Annotated in this window: 18 protein-coding genes; 11 read left to right on the forward strand and 7 right to left on the reverse strand. The window is 42.6% G+C overall.

The window, feature by feature from the left end; all coding sequences use genetic code 11:
- Positions 1–97 precede the first annotated feature (97 nt).
- The 10 genes from D9T12_RS11325 (at position 98) to D9T12_RS11370 (ending at position 11681) form a co-directional block, all read left to right on the forward strand.
- Entirely contained in the window at positions 98–2263 is a 2166-nt protein-coding gene (locus D9T12_RS11325) for a TonB-dependent receptor (RefSeq protein ID WP_130538273.1), read from the forward strand.
- 58 nt (positions 2264–2321) lie between these two features.
- A complete protein-coding gene (gene dmeF / locus D9T12_RS11330) occupies positions 2322–3356 on the forward strand; it encodes a CDF family Co(II)/Ni(II) efflux transporter DmeF (RefSeq protein WP_130538274.1) in 1035 nt (344 codons plus the stop codon).
- Positions 3346–4578, forward strand: a complete 1233-nt coding sequence (locus tag D9T12_RS11335; RefSeq protein WP_130538275.1) for an MFS transporter — start codon at positions 3346–3348, stop codon at positions 4576–4578. Before dmeF ends, D9T12_RS11335 begins: the two co-directional genes overlap by 11 nt.
- Positions 4571–6352: an ABC transporter ATP-binding protein gene (locus D9T12_RS11340; RefSeq protein WP_130538276.1), complete on the forward strand. Its 1782-nt coding sequence runs from the start codon at positions 4571–4573 to the stop codon at positions 6350–6352. The genes D9T12_RS11335 and D9T12_RS11340 overlap by 8 nt, the downstream gene beginning before the upstream one ends.
- Entirely contained in the window at positions 6352–8145 is a 1794-nt protein-coding gene (locus D9T12_RS11345; protein ID WP_130538277.1) for an ABC transporter ATP-binding protein, read from the forward strand. Before D9T12_RS11340 ends, D9T12_RS11345 begins: the two co-directional genes overlap by 1 nt.
- A 56-nt stretch (positions 8146–8201) precedes the next feature.
- Positions 8202–8912, forward strand: coding sequence for a class I SAM-dependent methyltransferase (locus tag D9T12_RS11350; RefSeq protein ID WP_130538278.1), 711 nt, complete (start codon positions 8202–8204; stop codon positions 8910–8912).
- Positions 8913–9026: 114 nt separating this feature from the next.
- Positions 9027–10217 (forward strand): MFS transporter, encoded by a 1191-nt coding sequence (locus D9T12_RS11355; RefSeq protein ID WP_165395110.1) that lies wholly within the window; start codon positions 9027–9029, stop codon positions 10215–10217.
- A gap of 123 nt (positions 10218–10340) precedes the next feature.
- Complete coding sequence (locus D9T12_RS12580) at positions 10341–10469, forward strand: hypothetical protein (protein WP_420824247.1); 129 nt, start codon at positions 10341–10343, stop codon at positions 10467–10469.
- A gap of 145 nt (positions 10470–10614) precedes the next feature.
- On the forward strand, positions 10615–11223 hold the full coding sequence (locus D9T12_RS11365; RefSeq protein ID WP_130538280.1) for a flavin reductase family protein: 609 nt from the start codon (positions 10615–10617) through the stop codon (positions 11221–11223).
- Positions 11224–11225: 2 nt separating this feature from the next.
- Positions 11226–11681, forward strand: a complete 456-nt coding sequence (locus D9T12_RS11370) for a thioesterase domain-containing protein (RefSeq protein WP_130538281.1) — start codon at positions 11226–11228, stop codon at positions 11679–11681.
- A 46-nt stretch (positions 11682–11727) separates the two neighbouring features.
- Here the strand turns inward: D9T12_RS11370 and D9T12_RS11375 are convergent, their stop codons facing one another.
- From D9T12_RS11375 to D9T12_RS11400, 6 genes are read right to left on the reverse strand one after another with little or no spacing between them, the layout of a single operon-like run.
- On the reverse strand, positions 11728–12558 hold the full coding sequence (locus D9T12_RS11375; RefSeq protein ID WP_130538282.1) for a heme ABC transporter ATP-binding protein: 831 nt from the start codon (positions 12556–12558) through the stop codon (positions 11728–11730).
- A complete protein-coding gene (locus tag D9T12_RS11380) occupies positions 12519–13556 on the reverse strand; it encodes a FecCD family ABC transporter permease (RefSeq protein WP_240693186.1) in 1038 nt (345 codons plus the stop codon). Before D9T12_RS11380 ends, D9T12_RS11375 begins: the two co-directional genes overlap by 40 nt.
- Complete coding sequence (locus D9T12_RS11385; protein ID WP_130538283.1) at positions 13553–14473, reverse strand: heme/hemin ABC transporter substrate-binding protein; 921 nt, start codon at positions 14471–14473, stop codon at positions 13553–13555. The genes D9T12_RS11380 and D9T12_RS11385 overlap by 4 nt, the downstream gene beginning before the upstream one ends.
- Positions 14474–14495: 22 nt before the next feature.
- Entirely contained in the window at positions 14496–15530 is a 1035-nt protein-coding gene (locus tag D9T12_RS11390) for a ChuX/HutX family heme-like substrate-binding protein (protein ID WP_130538284.1), read from the reverse strand.
- Positions 15531–15533: 3 nt separating this feature from the next.
- On the reverse strand, positions 15534–16691 hold the full coding sequence (locus tag D9T12_RS11395; RefSeq protein WP_130538285.1) for an HmuY family protein: 1158 nt from the start codon (positions 16689–16691) through the stop codon (positions 15534–15536).
- A gap of 26 nt (positions 16692–16717) precedes the next feature.
- Positions 16718–18730: a TonB-dependent receptor plug domain-containing protein gene (locus D9T12_RS11400; RefSeq protein ID WP_165395112.1), complete on the reverse strand. Its 2013-nt coding sequence runs from the start codon at positions 18728–18730 to the stop codon at positions 16718–16720.
- Between the two features lie 77 nt (positions 18731–18807).
- Here D9T12_RS11400 and D9T12_RS11405 point away from each other — a divergent pair, with 77 nt between their 5' ends.
- Complete coding sequence (locus D9T12_RS11405; protein ID WP_130538287.1) at positions 18808–19329, forward strand: HugZ family pyridoxamine 5'-phosphate oxidase; 522 nt, start codon at positions 18808–18810, stop codon at positions 19327–19329.
- Positions 19330–19534: 205 nt separating this feature from the next.
- Here the strand turns inward: D9T12_RS11405 and D9T12_RS11410 are convergent, their stop codons facing one another.
- Complete coding sequence (locus D9T12_RS11410; RefSeq protein ID WP_130538288.1) at positions 19535–21595, reverse strand: methyl-accepting chemotaxis protein; 2061 nt, start codon at positions 21593–21595, stop codon at positions 19535–19537.
- Positions 21596–21739: the final 144 nt, after the last annotated feature.

Here is a 21739-nt window from a genome sequence, read left to right on the forward strand (position 1 = left end):
TTCCAACACTATTTAATCCTTATTTGAGCAGAAAATATAAATAGAAATCATTATCATTCGCTTTATGATATTAAAGTTAATATAAGAGACAAATGAAATGAACCTTCCTTTCCAACGTAAGCACTTAATTGTTTTGTGTCTAAGTATGGCCATTCCTGAATTGGCATTTGCCAGTGACGCTGCTGAAATGAGCAAAATTGCTCAAACCACTGAAACCGAATTACAAGGTGTAACCGTTACTGCCAATAAAATTGAAGAAAACATTAACGATGTACCTCAAGCAATTACTGTCATTGATAGTTTTGATCTTGAGGAAAAAGGTATTCAAAACGTAAAAGATATCATTCACGAAATTCCGAATATGTCGACTACTCCTATGGGAGGAAATGAAGTCGGGTTCCGTGGCTTAACAACGTCAACCTTTACTAATAACAATCCTGTTGTCATTTATATCGACGGCGTAGCAACCACCAATTATGTAGGATTTGATGCCTCTATGGCCAACGTTGAACGAGTGGAAGTATTACGTGGGCCCCAAGGCACGCTATATGGCAAAGATGCGATTGGTGCGGTCATTAATATTGTTACTAGAGAACCTTCCAATAGCTGGCATGGAAAACTGAATACTGAACTCGGTAGCCGTAATCATAACTTTGCCTCTTTTAATAGCAGCGGTGCTTTGATAAAAGACAAGCTATTTGTGGGAATCAATGGTCAGATACAACAAGAAGATGGCTGGATTGAAAACACTTATCCTAACGTGCAAAAAAACGCCAATGCTCAGGATAAACGCAAACTTGGAGCTCATTTACTCTATAAACCGACAGATCGCCTAAAAGCCAAACTCAATATCGCCCATGAAACAAATGAAAATGGTTGGGGTGATAAATACGCAGCGCCTGCGGGCACGAACTTATCAGAGTTTAATCGTGATGATGCAGAAAAAATCGCGCGCGACATCGAAACCCTAGAAGAAACCACCATAAACTCACAAAGCCTAAGTCTTGATTACGAGGCGGATTTGTTCAATATTCAATCAACAACCGTCCATAAAAAGTATGAAATGGATGGCATTTATGATGCAGACTCCGGCATTGACCCTCACTACATGGGGCTGACCATGTTTAATTATGCTGACACAGATACCCTCTCTCAGGAGCTAAGATTTTCCAGTAAAAACTCGATTGGATTTCGTTGGGTTGGCGGCCTTTACTTAGATAAAGAAGATCACTCACAAGCACCTTATGGCATGGAGTTTCCTGACTTTTACGATTCCACTGGCGATGGCACAGCAGATACTTTTTACCAAAATTCTCGTATGAATGCTGAATCGAATACTGACAGCTCCACTCGGGCTGCATTTGGTCAAATCATTTTACCCATTGCGAATAAAACTGAATTGACTTTGGGTGGACGAATTCAACGGATTGAAAAAGAGATTGATTTAAACGTTTATTACCATGAAGTCGGTGCTAGCAAAGGCAGTCCATTCTTTACTTATCAAGATAAACAAACTTGGGATACCTTTCTGCCTAAAGTAGCTCTAAGTCATAAATTAACCGATCAATGGACGACTTACGGCTCTTTCTCTAAAGGTTATATGCCAGGAGGGTTCAACTATTTTGCAAGTAATGGCGGCTCGGAAGAAAACAGTTTCAATCCACAAGTTTCAAAAAACTATGAATTAGGAATTAAAGGTCAGTTTGACGACTTAACACTTTCCGCCAACCTGTTTTATATGGATATTGAAGACACCCATGTTTACAAATCAATTGGCACACTTTATCTAACCGATAATGCAGAAAAATCGCATTCTCAAGGGATTGAACTTGAGGCTAACTGGTTTGCCACCGACAACCTACAATTCACTGGGGCTTTCGGTTACACCAACGCTGAATACGATGATTATGATAACGGTTACACCAACTTAAAAGGTCAAACGGTCTCTAATACACCGCGCCACACAATACGATTAAGTGCCGCCTATAACAGTCCAAATGATTGGTATGGACGAGTTGATTTATACAATGAAGGCAGTGTTTATTATTACAACGATTACCAAAAAAACCTGGTTAAACGAGGCAGTTTTACCACTGTTGATGTTCGAGGTGGCTATCGCATAAACGATTGGGATATTTACGCCTATGCAAAAAATCTAACCGACGAAAAATACATCACTTCTTATATGTCTAATTACAGTAAAGCACAAGCCTCTTTTGGAGAACCTAGAAGCTTTGGCTTAGGTGCTCGTTACCATTTTTAACTTTCAGACTCCTAACACAAGGAGTCTTTTATTTAACTCATTCGTAAAGGGGGTTTATATGGTGATTGACCACAATTCATCGGAATCATGCCCGACTTATATGCAAATTAAGCACGCCCATGATTTCGGTCAAGGACAACTACATTCCGCAGAAAAACGAGCATGGATGGTTGCAGTATTAACCTTAGTCGTTATGTTTGCCGAAGTTATCGCCGGCCTTGTTACAGGCTCTATGGCATTATTAGCTGACGGAATTCATATGGGAGGCCATGCGATTGCTCTCGGTTTGGCAGCATCAGCTTATTACCTGTCAAGACGCTATGCACATGACCGCCGCCTTAGCTTTGGCAGTGGAAAAATCAAAGACCTAGCCGCTTATACCAGCGCTCTACTTTTGGCGCTTTCATCTGTATGGCTTTTAGTCGAATCGATAAATAGACTTCTTAATCCACAGGCTCTTCTAGCCGCAGAGGCAATGATCGTTGCAATCATTGGCTTAGTGGTCAATGGCCTGTCAATTATTTTATTGGCCGGTGGTGAGCATCACCATCATGAACACGGACATACCCATTCACACTGTCATTCAAATAATCATGCAAACGAGCATAATCATGGTCACGATAATAATATGAAGGCAGCGTTATTTCATGTAATTGCTGATGCGGTTACTTCCGTTGCCGCAATTGCTGGACTAGCTGCTGCATGGCTTTGGGGTTGGAATTGGTTGGACCCTGTCATTGCATTGGTCGCGGCTATTTTGATTATCCGCTGGTCTTGGGGATTAATGAAAAACACGGGAACCATTTTACTCGATGCCGAAGCACCACAAGCTCTGCGCGTACAAGTTCAAGAACGCTTACAGTCGGTTGCCGAGGTGAAAATTAACGATCTGCATCTATGGTCAGTCGGTCAGGGTGCTTGGACTTTGGCTGCATCTCTTGTCTCCCACGAACACATTTCACCCACCTGTTTTAAAGATGCTTTAAAGGATATTGAAGGCTTGCATCACCCCATGATTGAACTCCATATTTGCAACAGTTGTTCGTCAATTCAGCCAAGTGTAACAACCAAAGGAGCTTCGCATGTTGACTGACACGATGGCGCCAACCAAAAGCAAAACCAGTATTGAAAATTGGGCTTTACTCACTGCGATTTACATTACCCAGTTTATGCCAATGAGTTTTTTCTTCGTGGCGTTAGTCGCAATCCTGCGTCAACAAGGTACTCCACTAGAACAGCTCAGCCTAATCTATATTATTGGGTTATTCAAAGTATTTAACTTCTTATGGGCACCCTTGGTAGACCGCTTCAATTTTGGACGTTTAGGTCACTACAGAGGTTGGATGTTACTGATGCAAATCAGTACCGTTATCGCACTCTACGAGCTGAGCCAATTAGATATCGCTAACGATTTAGAGCTTATTTTTATACTCTGTATGCTGATTGGCTTGTTTGCTGCAACCCAAGATATTGCAGCGGATGCCTTAGTATATCGACTGGTTCCAAAAGAGGATCGGGGACTTGGGAATAGCATTCAAATTGTAGGCGGAATGGTTGGTAATCTATTCGGTGCAGGAGCTATTCTCATGCTCTATCCAACGATTGGCTGGGAAGGCTGTGTTTTCCTCTTAATGGCAGCCATGTCCATTTCGATTATTTTACTACTACGATTTAAGGAACCAAAATTCGTTTTTGAGCATCCGACCATACCTGAGTCAATGAAACGACTCGGCTCTTTTTGGAAGCGACCTAAAGGTGGGCATTGGTTTGCAATTTTATTGTTATATCCACTAGGTGTAAGTTTAGCTTGGGGAATTATTACGCCAATGCTGGTTGATGCAAACTGGGGCTTGGATAACATCGGTTTTGTTGTGAATGTCATCGGCTCTTCCATCGGAATCCTAGCAGCACTATCCGCTGGTTGGCTTATTAAACATCATGGTCGTAAAAATACCATTCGAGCTTCGGTACTATTTCAATTGCCGGGTATTTTACTTTTAACCCTAATTGCTTTAGGACATACAGACACGCTAACTGTCAGCCTGATCATCGCCTCTTTCTTTCTGACTTACACACCTGTCAGCGCAGTGCTATATACCCTAATGATGGATCATTCTTCCAACGAAAATCCTGCCACGGATGTCGCCCTGCAGTTTAGCGTATACAGTGCAATTGGTTTTGCAGCAGCTGGCGTAGGCACTGCACTTGCAGGACAAATTGGCTACCTATCCGTATTTATTCTAGCTGCATTTGCCGTTCTTATTGCTGCACTTGCAACTTTTACCTATCCGTTTAAGGAGAACAAAAATGTCTGATTCAAATCACGATACGATTACCGCTAAAAGCGGATTATGGGGCGTGATTGTACCAGTAAAAGTTCGTATCAATATTGCGATTGGCTTAGGCGCTTTAAGTAGCCTGCTGGTTCTTGCGGCAATTGTCAGTTTGGCAGTGGTCGTGCACAGTCTTGTCATAAATGATCATCAACATTGGCTCTGGGTCGGATTAGCTTTTATGTTTACCATTTTAGGATTAGCGACAAAATTAGCCGCTTTTACCTTATCTCACCTCGCAGCTTTCAAGCTTGAGGTAATTTTGCGCACCGCATTAGCAGATCATTTAGCAAAACTACCGCTTGGTTTTCTGATTGAGAAAGGTTCCGGCCGTCTAACAAAAGTAATTCAAGACGATGTCAAAGCGCTGCATGCTTTTGCAGCAGACAGCACGCCCTTTTTTGGTCGTTCCTTTGCCATGCCTATTGCAACCTTTATTTTAGTTATGCTAATTGACTGGCGTTTGGGTTTAGTAGCATTCTTCATGTTAGCCATCGGCATGGGAATTATGAGCTTAGCATTTAAAAACCACAAAGAGCTTGCTGATCGCTACGATTCCGAGCGTGAAAAAATTCATCATAGCGTAATTGAATTTGTACAAGCTATGCCTGTGGTACGTACTTTTGATGATGGTAGCCAATCGTTTGGACGCTATATGACAGCGCTTGAAGGTTTCCGTGAAGTGTTTTCCAAATGGATGTCTCAGTCAGGTACTGCTGCAAAAGCGGGGATGTTAGCGCTTAGCCCTCTACCGACCGTCATGGCGCTATTAATTATAGGGGGATATTTTTATATCAACCAACAAATTGAGTTTTCCACTTGGCTAGCAATTCTGCTAATCGGCTCCGGTTTAGTGGAATCGATTATGCCTCTAATGTGGCTGAATCAATTTATTCGCAAGGCACAAACCAGTGCCTTACGAATTCAAAGCCTGCTTGAGGAACCAGTAATGCCCTTAACTGAGACACCACAACAACCAAACGATGCCAGTATTGCTTTTAATCAAGTTGATTTTAATTACGGCACACGAGAACAAAATGCGCTAAAAAAAGTTAGCTTTCAAGTACCGCAAGGAACAGTCGCAGCGTTGGTTGGGCCATCTGGAGCAGGAAAAAGTACCGCTGCTAAACTGATTCCGCGTTTTTGGGATGTCACAAATGGTGCCATCAAAATCGGCGGTGTTGATGTCCGTGACATGTCTCCAGAAACATTAATGAGTAAAGTGTCTTTTGTATTTCAAGACACCTTTTTATTCCATGACAGCTTAGCGAATAATATTCGCTTGGGTATTGACGGTGCAACGCAAGAACAAATTGAGGCTGCGGCCAAATCTGCTCAAGCGCATGATTTTATCCAACGACTTCCGCAAGGTTACAACACCATCGCTGGAGATCGTGGGACTCGATTATCGGGAGGTCAACGCCAACGTATCACCATTGCCCGAGCCATTCTGCAAAACCGCCCGATTGTTGTGCTAGATGAAGCAACGGCTTTTGCCGATCCAGAAAACGAAGCCGCTTTAATTCAAGCTTTAGCAAATCTGATGCAAGGACGGACAGTCATTATTATTGCGCACCGCCTATCAACGATTAAAGATGCCGATCAAATCATTGTATTTGATCAAGGTGAAGTGGTTGAAAAAGGTCAACACTCAGCACTGGTTGAACAGCGAGGTGTGTATGCTCGTTTATGGCGCAATTATGAAAAAGCCCAAGGCTGGTCACTGGGTAAAAACTCAAATAAGGAGGCGAAATAATGAGCACTAAAAACAACCAAACGGCTAAATCAATTCCGTCTCTAAAACAATCTTTTCAACGAATGATTCATGCTGCTGGCGATCAAGGTTCTGCGTTAAAACGCTCTTTTACACTGACAATTGCTTCAGCAATTCTACAAGGTTTAGCTTTTGCTTGCCTCTATCCATTATTCAACGCGTTAGTTACCGAAGGCAATACAGAAAAAGCCATCCAATGGCTTAGCACCATGTTGATCATAAGTTTATTTGAACTGATCTTACGTTGGCAAGCACACAATTTTGGTTATTCTGAAAAACTCTCAGAAGTGACTCACCAGATGCGTGTCAAAATCGGCGCACAACTTCGTAAAATCCCACTGCATGTATTGTCAGACAAGCGTACAGGCGAATTTACGTCAGTTATTGCAGGGAATGTTGATGAAGTCATTACCCCTATGGGGAATGTGGTCGAGATGTTTATACGCAGCCTAATCGTCCCAATAGTCATTGTGATTGCGACAGCGTTTGTTAACTGGCAATTGGCTTTGGCACTGTTGTTGATTTTTCCGATGATGATTCCGATTTACCGCTGGCGTCGAACCGCTTTTGGCAAGGGAATGCGTACCCTAGAAAAGGCACATAAACAAACAAACTCAGAAATTATTGAATACGCTCAAGGTTTGCCGGTTTTACGGGCGGCAAATGCAACCGGGGACAAGGCACAAAAATTGCAACAATCACTAATTCACCTGCAAATGGTGCAACGTAAAGGACAATTAAAAGGTGTTATTCCAAACCTGAGTCTTTGGACTCTAGTTGAAGGCGGTATTATTCTGGTTCTGGCACTGGGTGTCTATTTTATTACCACGCAAAGCCTAACGATTGCAGCTCTAGCAGCGCTTTTAGTGATTAGTGTTCGTTTGTCGGAATCTGTAGCAATTATCACCAATGTATCTGCAGTTCTGGATTATATGGAAACTGGCCTTGAAAAAATTGAAGAATTTTTAGCGATCAAACCACTCGATTTTGATCAGCAACAACCATTGCCCGAGAAGTTTAATCTGGAATTTAAGAATTTACGTTTTGGTTATCAAACTGATAGCACACCAGAACTGGATCAAATCAACTTGAAAATTCCTGAAAAATCAATGACCGCTTTGGTTGGACCTTCCGGTTCCGGCAAGACCACTCTAACACGGATGATAATGCGTTATGCCGATCCGCAAGAAGGTCAGCTACTGCTCAGCAATATCGATTTAAGACGAATTTCCCCTGACCTACTCATGCAGAATATTTCAGTGGTCTTCCAAGATGTTTATCTATTTGATGACACCATCTTGAACAATATTCGCATGGGGAAACCAGATGCATCGGATGAACAAGTTGAAGCCGCTGCAAAATCGGCACACTGCCACGAATTTATTGCCCGACTACCGCATGGTTACCAGACCCGTGTTGGCGAAATCGGCGGCACCTTATCAGGAGGCGAACGCCAACGAATCAGTATAGCCCGTGCGATACTTAAAGATGCGCCGATTGTGATTCTTGATGAGCCTACCGCAGCCTTGGATACTGAAAGCGAACTAGCCGTTCAACAAGCAATTGATGAGTTAGTCCAAAATCGCACCGTGATTGTGATTGCGCATCGTCTGTCCACCATTGTCGGCGCTGATCAGATTGTCGTTTTGGAAGATGGCAAAATCAAACAAATCGGAAAACATGACGAACTGATTTCACAAGATGGTCGCTATCTGTCTATGTGGCAGGCACAACAGAATGTTAAAAATTGGCATTTACACTCTCCAAACAAATAGATCTCTAAAACATCGAGAAACAAGAGAATATTTCAAAAAATACCGGAAATGACAGTATGAATAAAGAAGAGCTAACCAACGCATTCAATCAGCGTGCCTCCGATTATGACAAGGGATGGGAACAATTATCACCTGTTCTCCACGGTCTGTACCATTTACTCAGCTCAATTCTCTCGGAATTACCTCATGATGCAAAAATACTCTGCGTTGGAGCTGGAACTGGTGCCGAGCTATCATACCTAGCGCAAAAAAATCCTAATTGGCACTTCACAGCTGTTGACCCCTCATCCGCAATGTTAGACATTTGCCGCCAGCGCGCAAAGACCGAAGGGTTTTATTCTCGTTGTAGTTTTTACGAAGGCTATCTTGAAACACTTCCCTCTGAAGACAAATATGATGCCGCGACCGCCCTTCTTGTATCCCATTTCATTCTTGAACAACAGGATCGTAAGAAGTTTTTCGGAGAAGTTGCCAATAAGTTAAAGCTAGGAGGGATATTAACCAATGCCGATTTATCAACCGGAAGCAGTCCTCACAACTATGAAGCTCTATTGGATGCTTGGATAAATATAACCTCTAGTACTGACACTTCGAACGAGGATCAAAAACAAATACGGGATATGTATTTTAATGATGTTGCCGTACTACCTCCACGACAAGTCGCATCGCTAATTCAATCGGCAGGTTTTGAGTTACCGGTACAATTTTTCCAATCTGGATTAATTCACGCTTGGTTCTCAAAATGCGCTTTCCACCAAGCAAGTTAACAGCTACTCACGATCCAGATTTGTCGCTCGTCCCAAGACACCAGAAATCAAGACACAAAAATGTCGTTCACTAAAATCGCATGTACTTCAACCGAGACCAAGAAAGACCGAAAAATGAAACAATTAACTCCTCTCGCCATCTCCAATTTTTTAACCGTTGCATCAATGATGGCTTTTACTGTCATCGTCGGACCGCTGATCCGTCAGCTTGAGCTTGAAGAGTGGCATGGCGGTTTAATGGTTGCCGTTGCCGGAATCAGCTGGTTGTTTCTTGCGCGACCTTGGGGGCATGCCAGTGACCTAAAGGGTCGTAAACCGGTACTGCTTTTGGCGATCGGTGGATTTGCCATAATGTATTTATGCCTAGCTGTAATTCTCGAACTGAGTGAACAAGCCCTGTTTTCGGCTTGGATGCTTGTCTTACTACTCACTCTTATTCGCAGTCTGATCGGAAGTTTTTATGCCGGCATTCCGGTAATTATCAATGCTTTTATTGCTGACAATTTTGGCTCGGACAAACGTACTTCAGCCATGGCACTGATAGGCTTTTCAAATGCTTTAGGTATGATTTTTGGCCCTTTCATGGCCGGTTTACTTGTAGTTTACAGTCTAACCACTCCGATTTATCTCGCTACCATTTTACCGCTATTAGCATTATTAGTCGTTTGGTGGAAGCTACCAAATGAAAAGGTAGAAAACGATGCATCGCTACCAAAACCCAAATGGCACGATCAACGGTTGCGCTTACCTATGGCCAGCGGTTTTGTTGCCATGAGCAGCGTAATTGCCGCACAAACGCTGGTGGGCTTTTTTGCGATTGACCGTCTGCAATTGGACTTAAATGAAGCAGCACAAGTCGCCGGTTATGCTCTGACAGCGGTTGGCATCACTTTAGTGCTAGTGCAAGGATTCATTATTAAAAAATCGACTATGCAACCAATCCAAATGGTCATAGTCGGCGCTTTCATTTCGGCGATTGGCTTTTTCTGCCTAGTATGGGTGAGCCAAATCTGGCAATTGATTGCTGGATTTTCGGTAATTGCAATCGGTTTGGGACTGCTTTTTCCCGGCAAACAGGCAATGACGGCAAATGCCGTCGAAGCGTATGAACAGGGAGCCGCCTCTGGAACCGTCTCAGCAACCTATGGGTTAGCGATGATCGTCGCACCAATTATGGCCACACTTCTATATCAACTCAGCAGTGACTTCGCATTTAGCGTCTTTGCAGTGATGCTACTTGCTCTATCAGCCATGGCAATTCGCAAATACAAACACCAGCAAATTGAATTTGAGGGTGCTCTATGACCCCTTGGTGAATTCTAACTCAGGCGATCATTACCGAAACCATCGCCACCAGCGCGCTGAAAAGTTCACAAGAGTTTAAGAGTTTAAGAGTTTACTCGCCCCATTCCGTCGATAATTATCATAATCGGCTACGGACTCTCTTTCTACCTACTTACCCTACCCCTAAGATCTCTACCAATCGGGACAGTTTTACGCAGTTTGGTCAGCCGCTGGTATTGCACTGATTACCCTGATTGGCTAGCGGGTGTTTAAAGAAAAACCCAACACTCCGATGCTGCTTGGCATCGGTTTGATTATTTTAGACATTCTAACCATCCATTTTTTCTCGAAACCTCATACTTAAACATTCTGCATGCTTTACACTTTTAACAATCTTTAGCACTAAAAGAAAAATGATATGCACTTGGATTTTTCCCAATTAACACCAACCGAACGTTATTTCACCATGACGCAAGCGATTATCCCTCGCCCCATTGCTTGGATTCTGACTGAAAACCTCAACGGCAGTCACAATCTAGCGCCCTATTCCTATTTCACACCGATCTGCAGTGATCCACCTTTAGTGTTAATTTCCGCTGGAAAAAAAGCTCAAGGAATTGAAGCAGGTCAACCAAAAGATACCGTACTAAACATTACCGGCCGGGAACATTTTGTTATTCACATACCGACTGCAGAACAAATCAATGCTGTTCAAAAGTCGGCGGCGCTAATGCACTATGGCGAATCTGAGGTGAAACAACTGGGATTAGAGCTGACACAATTCGAAGACTTTCCTTTGCCGAGATTAAAAGACAGCTCAATTGCGTTAGCCTGTCGTTTGCACAGACTAGATGAAATCGGAAATACACCGCAAGCAGTTATTTACGGAGAAATCCTTTCGGTCTATATCGCAGACAATTTGCTTAATGCCCAAAACCGCATCGATCCACTTCTTCTTAACCCGCTTTCCAAACTCGGCGGAGCCAATTACGCACCTTTGGATACCATTATTCAACCGGAACTTTGATTATGTTGGAAGCTTTGCAAAATCGCCTACATGAGGACATCCCGCTAACCAAACATATGGGGATTGAAATCGATAGCTACGATGGAGAAACTCTGTCACTTAAAGCGCCTCTGAATCGAAACATTAATCATAAACAGACGGCTTTCGGCGGCAGTCTTTATTCGGTATCCGTGCTAACCGGCTGGAGTTTGATTTACTTGATCTTGCAGGAAGCGAATCTTGAGGGCCATATTGTCATTCAAAAAACACAAACCCATTTCCTGCTTCCGGTCAGTACAGACCTGATGACCCAATGTCGAATCCCTAATCCACAAGACAAGGCACGTTTTTTAAAGGTTTATCATCGAAAAGGTTTGGCTAGGCTGCACTTGAACGTAGAAATCACAGACGAGAAAGGAAACACCCAGCTCTGCTTTGAAGGCGATTATGTCGTTCATAAACATCCTTTGCCGAACTGAGAAAATAACCAAAATTGAAATGTGGAAAGGCCTCTGCACAACAAAGCTATTGTGAAACCACTAGAGGCCACCCTTTGGGATGCTGCATAATTTCAACGGGGAAATCATACACATAACTTAATAGGCGATTCTGATAGACTTTTTCTATCTTATTTAACGCCTGAACTTTGCCTTGTTTTAATAACAAGGCACGATCACCATATTGAGCTGCAAGATTGAGATCATGCAAAACCGCCACCACTCCAATGCGATGGTATTGAGCGAATTCCTTAACCTTCGCAAAAACCTGATGTTGATGCGATAAATCCAGACTTGATGTGCACTCATCCAAAAACAGATAACGCGGCTCATCACGATGAAACCCACTATACTCCAGCTGAGCTAACACGCGAGACAAATGAACTCGCTGTTTCTCACCACCAGAAAGCGTCAAAAAATTTCGCTCAGCTAAGTGCATAACATCAAAACGTTCCAATGCCTGTAAAGTAACCGTTTCTATATTAGACTTTGAAACGGAACGTAAAGCCATCTGTACCACTTCTTTCACTAAAAAAGGAAAATCCAGATAAATCGACTGAGGCATAACAGCGCGAACCCCCGATAACTGCAAACCTGAAAAATCCTTAATGTTTTTGAAATTTAGCATGACTTTACCGTCGTAGCCAGAATAGTCCCCCGTTAAGCAATTTAACAAGCTCGATTTACCGGCACCATTAGGCCCAAGAATACATAGCAACTCACCGGCTTCAACATCTAAAGAGATGTTGTCTAAAATAGGTTTATTATCGAAGGCAAGACTTAAATTGGTCGCTTGTAACATATCTTCTCCTGAAATCTTTACCAGCCGACTCGACTGCGTCGCTGCAACAAGAGCCATAAAAAGAAAGGCCCACCAAAAGCGGCAATCACCAATCCAATCGGCAATTCTGCTGGTGCTAGAAGAGTTCTTGCGACCATATCTGACCCAAGCACTAACATTGCCCCCATAATGGCACTTCCTGGCAGTAACCAGCGATGATCCGGCCCAAGTAACAGACGAACTAAATGCGGAGCAACCAAGCCAATAAAGCCAATCATTCCACTTACCGCAACCGCAGAACCAACCGCTAAAGCACTTAACACAATCACACCAGTCTTGAGCTGCTTAAGCTTATACCCCATATGATGGCAAACCAACTCCCCCATCAAAAAAGCATTCAAGCTCTTGGCAAAATAAGGCAGTGCACCGATGGCTAAAATGATGGGTAACGAAACCATCAATAAATCTTCGTTTGAAGCACTCGCGATCGAACCCATACTCCAGAAAGTCAAACTACGTAACTCTTCATCTGTTGCATAATAGGTCAAGATCCCAGTCGCTGCGCCTGCAATCGCATTAATCGCAATCCCTGCCAAGAGCATAAGTCCAACATCCGTTCGGCCATTACGAGTGGCAATTTGATAAATGATTAACGTAACAACAAGACCACCTAAAAAAGCAGCTATCGGCAGTGCAAAATAACCTCCCCAAGCGACCCAGCCTGACAGCGAACTACTTCCTAAAACAATCACTGAAACAGCGGCTAAAGCTGCACCGCTTGAAACGCCCACCAAACTGGGATCGGCCAGAGGGTTTCGAAATAAGCCCTGTAAGGCGGCTCCTGCCACTCCCAAAGCGGCTCCAACCAAAATCGCCAGCAAAATTCTCGGAAGCCGAATATCCATCACCACCTTTTCAGTAAAAGGATCTATTTCCGTAATTAAGGCTGCGCTGGCTTTGACCCAATCCGTTTGAATCGCGCCGACAGACAAAGAATAAATCGCCACAACCATCATAAAGAAACTCATCGCAATTAAACCAAAATAAGGATGATCAAAGAGACGAGAGTGGTTCATGGAACGACCTTTGTAAGCAGATCACTGTTTGATAACGTTTGCTTGCCATAGACTTGTTGCGCGAGTTTAAGAATTTCTTCACCAATTCTAGGACCAAAATTGAGAAAACTATTGTCCATTACCACCAAGTTTTTTTGTTGCCCTGCCTTAGTCAGGCTAATAGCAGTGGCATTCAGTATTTTGTCGCGCCCTCCCGAAGACTGCAAACCATGCTGCATCGTGATTAAATAGCTTGGATTAAACAAAATAGCCGATTCAGCGGTTAAAGGCTTGTAGCCCTGAATTAAACCGGCCGGTGGATTTTCAACCCCAGCCAAACGCAACATTTCATCTGCACGTGTACCGCTTCCGGCAACCATCATATTGCCGTTACGCATACCCAGAACAAACATCGCTGTTTTGCCAGATTTACCAGCCATTTTTGCCACTTTGACTTTAGAAATCTCAAGCTCTTTTTTGATTTTTGAAATCAATGCCTCAGCTTGTTCAAGTTTATCCAACGCCTTTCCAATTTCTGTGATTTTGTGAAACACGCCTTCAACAGTAAATCGGTTTTCAATTTGAACAACTTTAATGCCGGCTGCCTTTAACTGCGTAAAGACTTTCTGAGGCTTTGCATCTTTGGTCGTAATCACTAAACTTGGATTCAACGACAATATCCCTTCAGCACTGAGCTGACGCATGTAACCGACACTCGGCAACTTAACGACTTCTGCCGGATAAGTGCTAGTAACATCTCGTCCAACAAGTTGTTTTTCAGCGTTTAATTCATAGAGGATTTCTGTTAAAGATCCATCAATAACGACAATCCTTTCCGCTTGCGCTTTATGAGATAACCCCAGTAATACAAATAGCAAAACAAAACTGGTAATAAAATAACGCGCACTTTTCAACTCGCAGAATAAACAAAGTTTCATTGTGACTTCTCCCTCTACGCTCTCATGATTCTTCAGCAGGTAACTCTGACAATACAGCCAACAAGTCTTGCCATTTATTCATGATGGTTGCATCACCTCGTGCATCGGGGTGTAAATAAAGCATGGCGATAGACTGTTGGGATTTATCAAACCATTCAATCGACTCAATCACCTCTTTTTCACTCGGTTTATACACTCGCCAAACTTGATCAATCTCTGACAAATTAAGGTGCATGTGAAAGTGCTCATCTAAAACATTAAACCAAGGGCCGGTTTCCATAAGATTAGAAATCGTTCCTTGATGAATCTGAGTACAAACCCCATTCGGTGCAAAGATCAAAAGCGGGATGTGCAGACGTGCTAATTGTTCCAACATAAACTTTGCCGCATCGGCGGGAAGTTTTGAAGCAACGGTCTCTAGCCGTTGATAAGCTTGAGGGCGTGTCAACCCATAACGTTTTAACAATGGCCCTACCTGATGCGAGTTCGTCATTTGCTGCCACTGTTTTTCAAATTCAGCCCAGACATCATCGGAAATATGAATGCCTAATAAATCTTTACCGGCCGGTATTTCTGGAACAGGCATCACAAAATCGGCTCGGTACTTTTGGGTCAAGTAATCATAGGCTGCACAATCACTTTGTTCAGTCAGATAAATTTTATGAATCGCACGCCCTTGAACATCGAAGAACTGTAAACTTAGTCGGTCATTTTCGTTTACCGCAAAGCCATACTTCACCTCATTGATTCGTAAGCGTAAATCCACCGGCGGATTCTCTAAAATCATATGAGCATGTCGAAAGCGAGGATTGTGATAATGCCCATGATGCTCAAACACAATGCTATCGTTTCGAGTCAACGCCATTACCTCCCCTAAATTTTGCACAGCAATCAATAAGTCTTGTAGACGGCCGATATCCAATGGAATTGCCTGATTTGGGAAGGATAAAGCCACATATTCGGCCTCACTAATTCCCATCATATTGGCGGCTTCTCTCGCACGAGGTGGACGCTTAGAAGACTGCAACAGCTGTTTTTGTTCGATTAATGCATGCATCTTTTACTCCTGCTCGTCCCAGTTTTCGACAGCAAACGTCAATTTCCCAGAACCAAAATCCGTCACTCTAATGCGAGCATAGTGGTAATCTCCTTCTGCACTCGAGGTAGCCGAGCGCAGAATCCATCCATTACTAGCATCCTCGTGAATGTTCACACTGTGAGTGGCCATATCATAGGTGTACCAATCTTGGAATTGAGATTGCACGGCATCGGTCAACCAATCCGACTCCGAACAATTCTCATATGTGACTGCGTCAAATATCGCGAGAGTATTTTCTGGCGTTTTTGATTCAAATTCGGCTTGCACCGCTGAGCCGTTTTCATCGTATAAAGAGTCATAGCTATGCGCTAGACACCCTAGAACATTTCCATCTCCTGACACGCCACTGTTCGTTTTAAAACCAACATACTTTTGATAAGCCAAATGCCATGTTTGACCTTCAGAAACAACCTGCCCCGTTGCAAGATTCAAATACACTGCTTGGGTGGTATCAGTCGCCGCATCTAATGTGACAAGCTGCGAAGGTTCATTCGCGCCTGCTTGCGCAATTCGCAATCGCAATGTTGCGCTTGGTGCAGTGCCATCCTCACCATAATTACCAATCACTTGAGCTTTGTAATAAGCGCCATTTTCTTCAAATACATAGGTCGCATAGTTTGGCCACATTTTATGCATACCTGCAACGCTGTACTCCAAAGGCCCATAGCCACCAGGTGAAGAAAGCACACCACTGGCGGTATCTTCAAAAAACTTATACACTTGATTTCGGTCGGTTGGATCCGTGATTTCAAACGGGCTCTCCGCCATAATCGCACCGATTGCAGCATCACCACTTCCAGAAGCCCCGCCATTGATTTGAATCACATGTCCATAGCCTTGGCTACTAATCTTCAATTCCCAATCATCTGCTTCGGTAACAATCGAATTAGTCTCCAAATCCCAGTAGATTGGAGCACTGCTGTAATCTAATTCTGGTGTGCTTACTGCTGATTGAAATGCCTTATTTCCTGATGTCTCTTGCCCTGGTGTTTCTGTTTGAGGGTTATCGCCCTCTGAAATGGGTGATTCTGCTGGGCTGGAAGACCCACCACCTCCACCACAAGCGCCAAGCCCCAAGGTTAAAAAAAGCAATGCACTTGATTTAGCTAATTTCTTCATTTTCCATTCTCCTTAATTGATTACTTTTAATACTTATTACGTTGCCAGCGTATCCCAACATAAAGATAACGACCTTCTTCAGGACGATAGTCAGCACCGGTAAATTCTCTTTGCTTATCAAAGGCATTCTTAATGCCTGCGTACCATGCCCAATGCGGTGAAATAGATTGATTAAGACGGAAATCCATTACCGAAAAAGCAGGTGAAGTTTGTAGATTATCGACATCAATGTATTCTTTCGATTGATAACGCCAATCCATATTGAGTTGCAAAGTTTTAACCGGTGAATACTCAGCCCCAAAAGCAACCTCGTGCTCAGGACGATTAACGAGTTTTTTCCCAGTTATTTCATCCTTGGCTTTTAGCCAGTTGTAATGACCGTTCAATTTCATTTTGGGAGAAAGTTTGTGACTAAAACTGACCTCAAGCCCCCGAGTCGAGGTTTTTTCAATATTTTGATAACGATAAATCGCAATGTCTGAGGCTTGAGAATCACTCTCTGAGTAAATGCTTTCAATCAAATCCGTCGCATCGTTAAAGAACACATTTAATTGCACAGAACTGTGCTTGGAGTAATACCACTCTCCACCAAGCTGATAACTTAAAGAGCTTTCTGGTTTTAAATCAGAATTACCTAAAACCATGTAACCCAAATGACTATGATCAAAAATGTAATAACGCTCTTTAAGGTTTGGCACACGATAGCCATTTCCAAAAGACGCACGTAAATTCAAACGACCATAATTTGGAGTTTCTTGCGACCACAGCGCACTGAGCATTGGAGAAATATGACGACCAAAATCCTCATCATGATGCACTCGAACACCCGGTAAAATTTCCAGATGATCGGTCACAAACCAGCTATCTTGTGCATAAAATTCTTGAGAATGTGCTTTCTGATTATCGACTTCTGTGACCCAGCCACTATTAAGCTTATGCTGTCGAACATTTAGGCTCTGTTGCTTAAGCACCACTCCCGTGCGCAAACTATGCTTTGGGTTTAATTCATAGCCATAATCAAAACTTGCCTGATATTCATTAATATCTGTGAGGCGTTTTTGATCTATTGGCAGCGTTGATTGCACATCCTGACGAGACTCATTTTGATAATCCTCTGCCATTAAACGTAACTGCCAACTTCGGTCTTTTTTGGTTTGATTATCAAGAACAGCGGATAACTGATATGAATCGGTAAGCTCAACCTTATCCTTTGGCAAGCTCCCAGTACCCGGTACAAAATTATCGAGCACGGTTGTTAAATCTTCATGGAAGTATCGCGGCTGGACACGTAGACTCAATCCTGGTTCAAATTGATAACCAATGACCCCTGACAAATTGACTCTTTGACCACTTTCACCTTGAGTTGAAGCTTGTGCTGGGTCAATCGTCCAACCATTTGAGTCGTCTAATTTAGCATTGAACTGCCCTTCCCAATCACCGACTCGATTCGATGCTCCAAGTGTCAAAATATGTCGAGCCATAGGACTTCGTTCCACATCTTGACCTTGCCATGATCCCGTCTGAAGGTCTAGATTCAATTGCGGCTTCGGCGGTGTCTTCTGGGTAATGACATTGATAACGCCTCCCATTGCTGAAGTCCCATAAAGTGCTGAAGCTGCGCCTTTGACAATCTCAATGCGTTCGACGCCTGCAACACTCACTTGACTCAAATCCACTGAAGAACCTGTTGAAGCTGGCAAAGGGTTTCCATCAATTAAAACCAAGACACGGTCTGAATCAAACCCTTGCATCCATACACTTTGGCCTGCCTTACCGTGAATTTCTTTAAGCTGAACACCCGGAAAATTTTGCAAAACCTCGGCTAAATTTGTCGCATGTTTTTGATGAATTTCACTTGCTGTGATGACTTGCGTTCGAACCGGCACATCTTTTAAAAAACGTGCCTCTTTACTACTGGTGACAAGTACATCCGCTAACTCAGTGAGATCCGATTTAGGCTCAGCTTGAGCCAAAACACTGGTACACCCAACAAAACATAGCAACGAAGATTTTAAAAATAGTTCTTTTTTAATAAACATGTTAATAACAGTATTGATAAACATTCTCATTATTATTAACATATATCTTTCAATGTCAAATACAAAAAGGAAAAAACATGTCAAAACTATCACTCAATGAAATACATACCGAATTTCATACGTTTATTGATGATAAATACAGTGTCATCCTAGGAACCATAAATAACGATGGGACTCCGGAGGCAAGTTATGCACCTGTTCTGCGAATCAATCATCGCTTCTATGTTTACGTATCTGAATTATCGAAGCACACTGGAAATTTATTGGCTACCTTACAAGCCAGCCTCTTATTTATAGAAGATGAGACCACCAGCAAACAGATCTTTGCCAGACAACGAGCTACGTTAAAAACAAAAGTGAAACCCATTGAAAGAAACAGTGATTTATGGGAAGTCATATTGGACAGTTTTGAAGAAAAGTTTGGCCCAATGATTCCGATGCTTAGGCCATTAGAGGATTTTCATCTATTTGAATTCGCCTCAGAAGAGGCTGGATATGTTCGAGGATTTGCACAAGCTTATCGTCTTGTTGGACAAGAGCTTTCGGAAGTCACTCACAAAAACGATCGTGGGCATGGTCGAGCTAAACAGACTGAGTGACAAAACGTCTATTTCAAAGCTTATTTACCAAAGTAAGCATGAGTCGACAACTATAAACAGGCGTTATCAGCTATTGAATACTTCATTCGCGTGCATAAAACAAGCATCGTTTGATACACAAAATGAACGGCATCGACTCCATTAACCCTAAATCAAATACCTAAAGAGTTTCAAGCAAGTAACGGCTTTTTATAGCCGTTATGCGTTATAAACGAATCGACGAAATCGCCGAACTTAATTCATTGGCCCTTTCCGTCATTGAGTGGCTTAATTGTGCCGTTTGATCGGACAAAGCCGCATTCTCTTGAGTGAACTGATCCAATTGAGAAATGGCTTGGTTAACCTGCTCGACACTGTTCATTTCCTGAGAAGCTGCCGCACTGATTTGTGTAACAATATTTACAAGCTGCATGATATTTTGATTGATTTCGTGGAAAGAGTTCGCCGATTCATCGGTAAGTTTTTGCCCCTGCTCCACCATGGATAGATTTTGTCCTACCAATTGCTTTATTTGATTAGATGCTTCGGCCGATCTTTGTGCCAAAGCTCTTACTTCGCCTGCAACCACTGCAAAACCTCGGCCATGCTCACCAGCTCGAGCCGATTCTACAGAAGCATTCAATGCCAGCAAATTGGTTTGAAAAGCAATACTCTCAATCAACTGAACAATATCGGCAATTTTTTGGCTGGCTTCGCTGATTTGATTCATTGCTGACAGAGTTTGATCGACAATTTCCGACCCTCGTTCAACATGATTTTTTGTTTTTTCACCTAATTGCGTTGCCACAGTAGATTCTTCAGCGGTATTGCGAATAGTCTGCATCAACTCTTCCATACTAGCGGCAGTTTCCTCTATCGAAGCCGCTTGCTGCTGGGTGCGCCCGTTCAAAGTTTGATTATCTTTTTCCATGGTTTGAATGCTTTCTACCACCTCTGAACTGGTGACAGCAGCCTGAGAGATAATCACATGCAAATTATTAACCGCTTGGTTAATATCCAATTTAAGAGTATGCAAATCCCCTTGGTAGTCCCCTTGAATAGTTTGAGTTAAATCACCATTCGAAAACGCATGCATAGTTAAATTAATTTCTTCAAAAGCGACCTGCAAATCGGAAATTGATTGATTCACCATATCCTTAAACCCGTTTAAATCCCCAGGTAAGTCACGCTCAATCCGATGATTTCCAAACTCGCCATTAGACATATAAAAGAGCACTCGACTTACCTCAGCTAATGCACCTTTCAAGGTCAACATTGCTTGAACACTTTTTTCTACCGTTTTTGTCGCTTGCGGTGGCAAATCCTCCGACAAGCTTTGTAACTTGCTCATTAATGAGATATCCACACCAACCACGCCAATTACTTCACCATTGTCTAAGATTGGCATGGAATAAGTCGTAAGCAGTAACTCTTCACCACCAACCGAATACACATAAGGCTCAATAATTTGAGGTGTTTTATTATTTTTCGGCAATAAATAAAAGTCTCCTAGGCCTGGTACTTCATAATCCACCAAAAGTTCAACAACGGGTTGAGTTTCTGAAAAAATACAAATTGGCAAAAATCGCCCGTCTTTATCACACCCAGACTTTGAACGATATTGATCATCTCGGCCATCGTAGGCGTTAGGTTCCCAGCCACACCAGATGGTTTCAAATTCAGGATGTTTTTTCAAATGCGCATCCATTAAATCTATCACTGCTTGTCGAGAAGCTCCCTGCTGTTTAAGTTTGACCACCTCCTGACGAATGGTTTCCATTAAATCATGAGCTTTATCCAATTCATTTTGCGCTCGCTTCAAGCTTAACTGGGTTCCAAAATCAGCCGATTTAACCGATTCAATGACTTCTGTCATCACTTCATTTGCACGTGAATTTTGGGTCAGATAATGTTCGGCTTGCTTAACCACCTCTTCCGACACTCCCTGCCATTGCTGAATATCCACACTGCAACTCCCCGAAGAAAGCTTTGAAATAAAATCCTGTAAAACTTCAGATGCATCTGGCTTGTTAACAAACGCTTCTAGCAATGGCGACAAACCCAAAGGCTCTTTGACCTCCTGCCCAGAGATTAACTGTTGGCAAAAGCGTTCTTGCTGTTCAGCTAACTTTCGATAAAAAAAGCTGAGTGACAGCCATGTTGCAAAAATCATCACAGGAATGATTAGCCAAATCCAATTCGGCTCTGCCTGATTTAATAAAAACAACGTTAAGCCAAAACTGAAAAGAGTATTAATGGATAAAGCAGAAACAAAAATAGCAGACATTCTTTTTTTCCTAAAGGTATAAAAACTTTCTTAAAAAGAAATAAGCAAGAACCGTTCTAAAATGAGAAAAATGAGCATAAAAGAAGAATATCCAGAATAACTTTATGATTTATAAGGAAAAGAAACCACCTTTTTCAGTACATT

Source organism: Thiomicrorhabdus indica (assembly GCF_004293625.1).
Taxonomy (GTDB): Bacteria; Pseudomonadota; Gammaproteobacteria; order Thiomicrospirales; family Thiomicrospiraceae; genus Thiomicrorhabdus; species Thiomicrorhabdus indica.

Coding starts and splice junctions, on each gene's coding strand:
- D9T12_RS11325 (WP_130538273.1), top strand. CDS start 98: ATGAACCTTCCTTTCCAACGTAAGCACTTAATTGTTTTGTGTCTAAGT.
- dmeF (WP_130538274.1), top strand. CDS start 2,322: ATGGTGATTGACCACAATTCATCGGAATCATGCCCGACTTATATGCAA.
- D9T12_RS11335 (WP_130538275.1), top strand. CDS start 3,346: ATGTTGACTGACACGATGGCGCCAACCAAAAGCAAAACCAGTATTGAA.
- D9T12_RS11340 (WP_130538276.1), top strand. CDS start 4,571: ATGTCTGATTCAAATCACGATACGATTACCGCTAAAAGCGGATTATGG.
- D9T12_RS11345 (WP_130538277.1), top strand. CDS start 6,352: ATGAGCACTAAAAACAACCAAACGGCTAAATCAATTCCGTCTCTAAAA.
- D9T12_RS11350 (WP_130538278.1), top strand. CDS start 8,202: ATGAATAAAGAAGAGCTAACCAACGCATTCAATCAGCGTGCCTCCGAT.
- D9T12_RS11355 (WP_165395110.1), top strand. CDS start 9,027: ATGAAACAATTAACTCCTCTCGCCATCTCCAATTTTTTAACCGTTGCA.
- D9T12_RS11365 (WP_130538280.1), top strand. CDS start 10,615: ATGCACTTGGATTTTTCCCAATTAACACCAACCGAACGTTATTTCACC.
- D9T12_RS11370 (WP_130538281.1), top strand. CDS start 11,226: ATGTTGGAAGCTTTGCAAAATCGCCTACATGAGGACATCCCGCTAACC.
- D9T12_RS11375 (WP_130538282.1), bottom strand. CDS start 12,558: ATGGCTCTTGTTGCAGCGACGCAGTCGAGTCGGCTGGTAAAGATTTCA.
- D9T12_RS11380 (WP_240693186.1), bottom strand. CDS start 13,556: ATGAACCACTCTCGTCTCTTTGATCATCCTTATTTTGGTTTAATTGCG.
- D9T12_RS11385 (WP_130538283.1), bottom strand. CDS start 14,473: ATGAAACTTTGTTTATTCTGCGAGTTGAAAAGTGCGCGTTATTTTATT.
- D9T12_RS11390 (WP_130538284.1), bottom strand. CDS start 15,530: ATGCATGCATTAATCGAACAAAAACAGCTGTTGCAGTCTTCTAAGCGT.
- D9T12_RS11395 (WP_130538285.1), bottom strand. CDS start 16,691: ATGAAGAAATTAGCTAAATCAAGTGCATTGCTTTTTTTAACCTTGGGG.
- D9T12_RS11400 (WP_165395112.1), bottom strand. CDS start 18,730: ATGTTTATTAAAAAAGAACTATTTTTAAAATCTTCGTTGCTATGTTTT.
- D9T12_RS11405 (WP_130538287.1), top strand. CDS start 18,808: ATGTCAAAACTATCACTCAATGAAATACATACCGAATTTCATACGTTT.
- D9T12_RS11410 (WP_130538288.1), bottom strand. CDS start 21,595: ATGTCTGCTATTTTTGTTTCTGCTTTATCCATTAATACTCTTTTCAGT.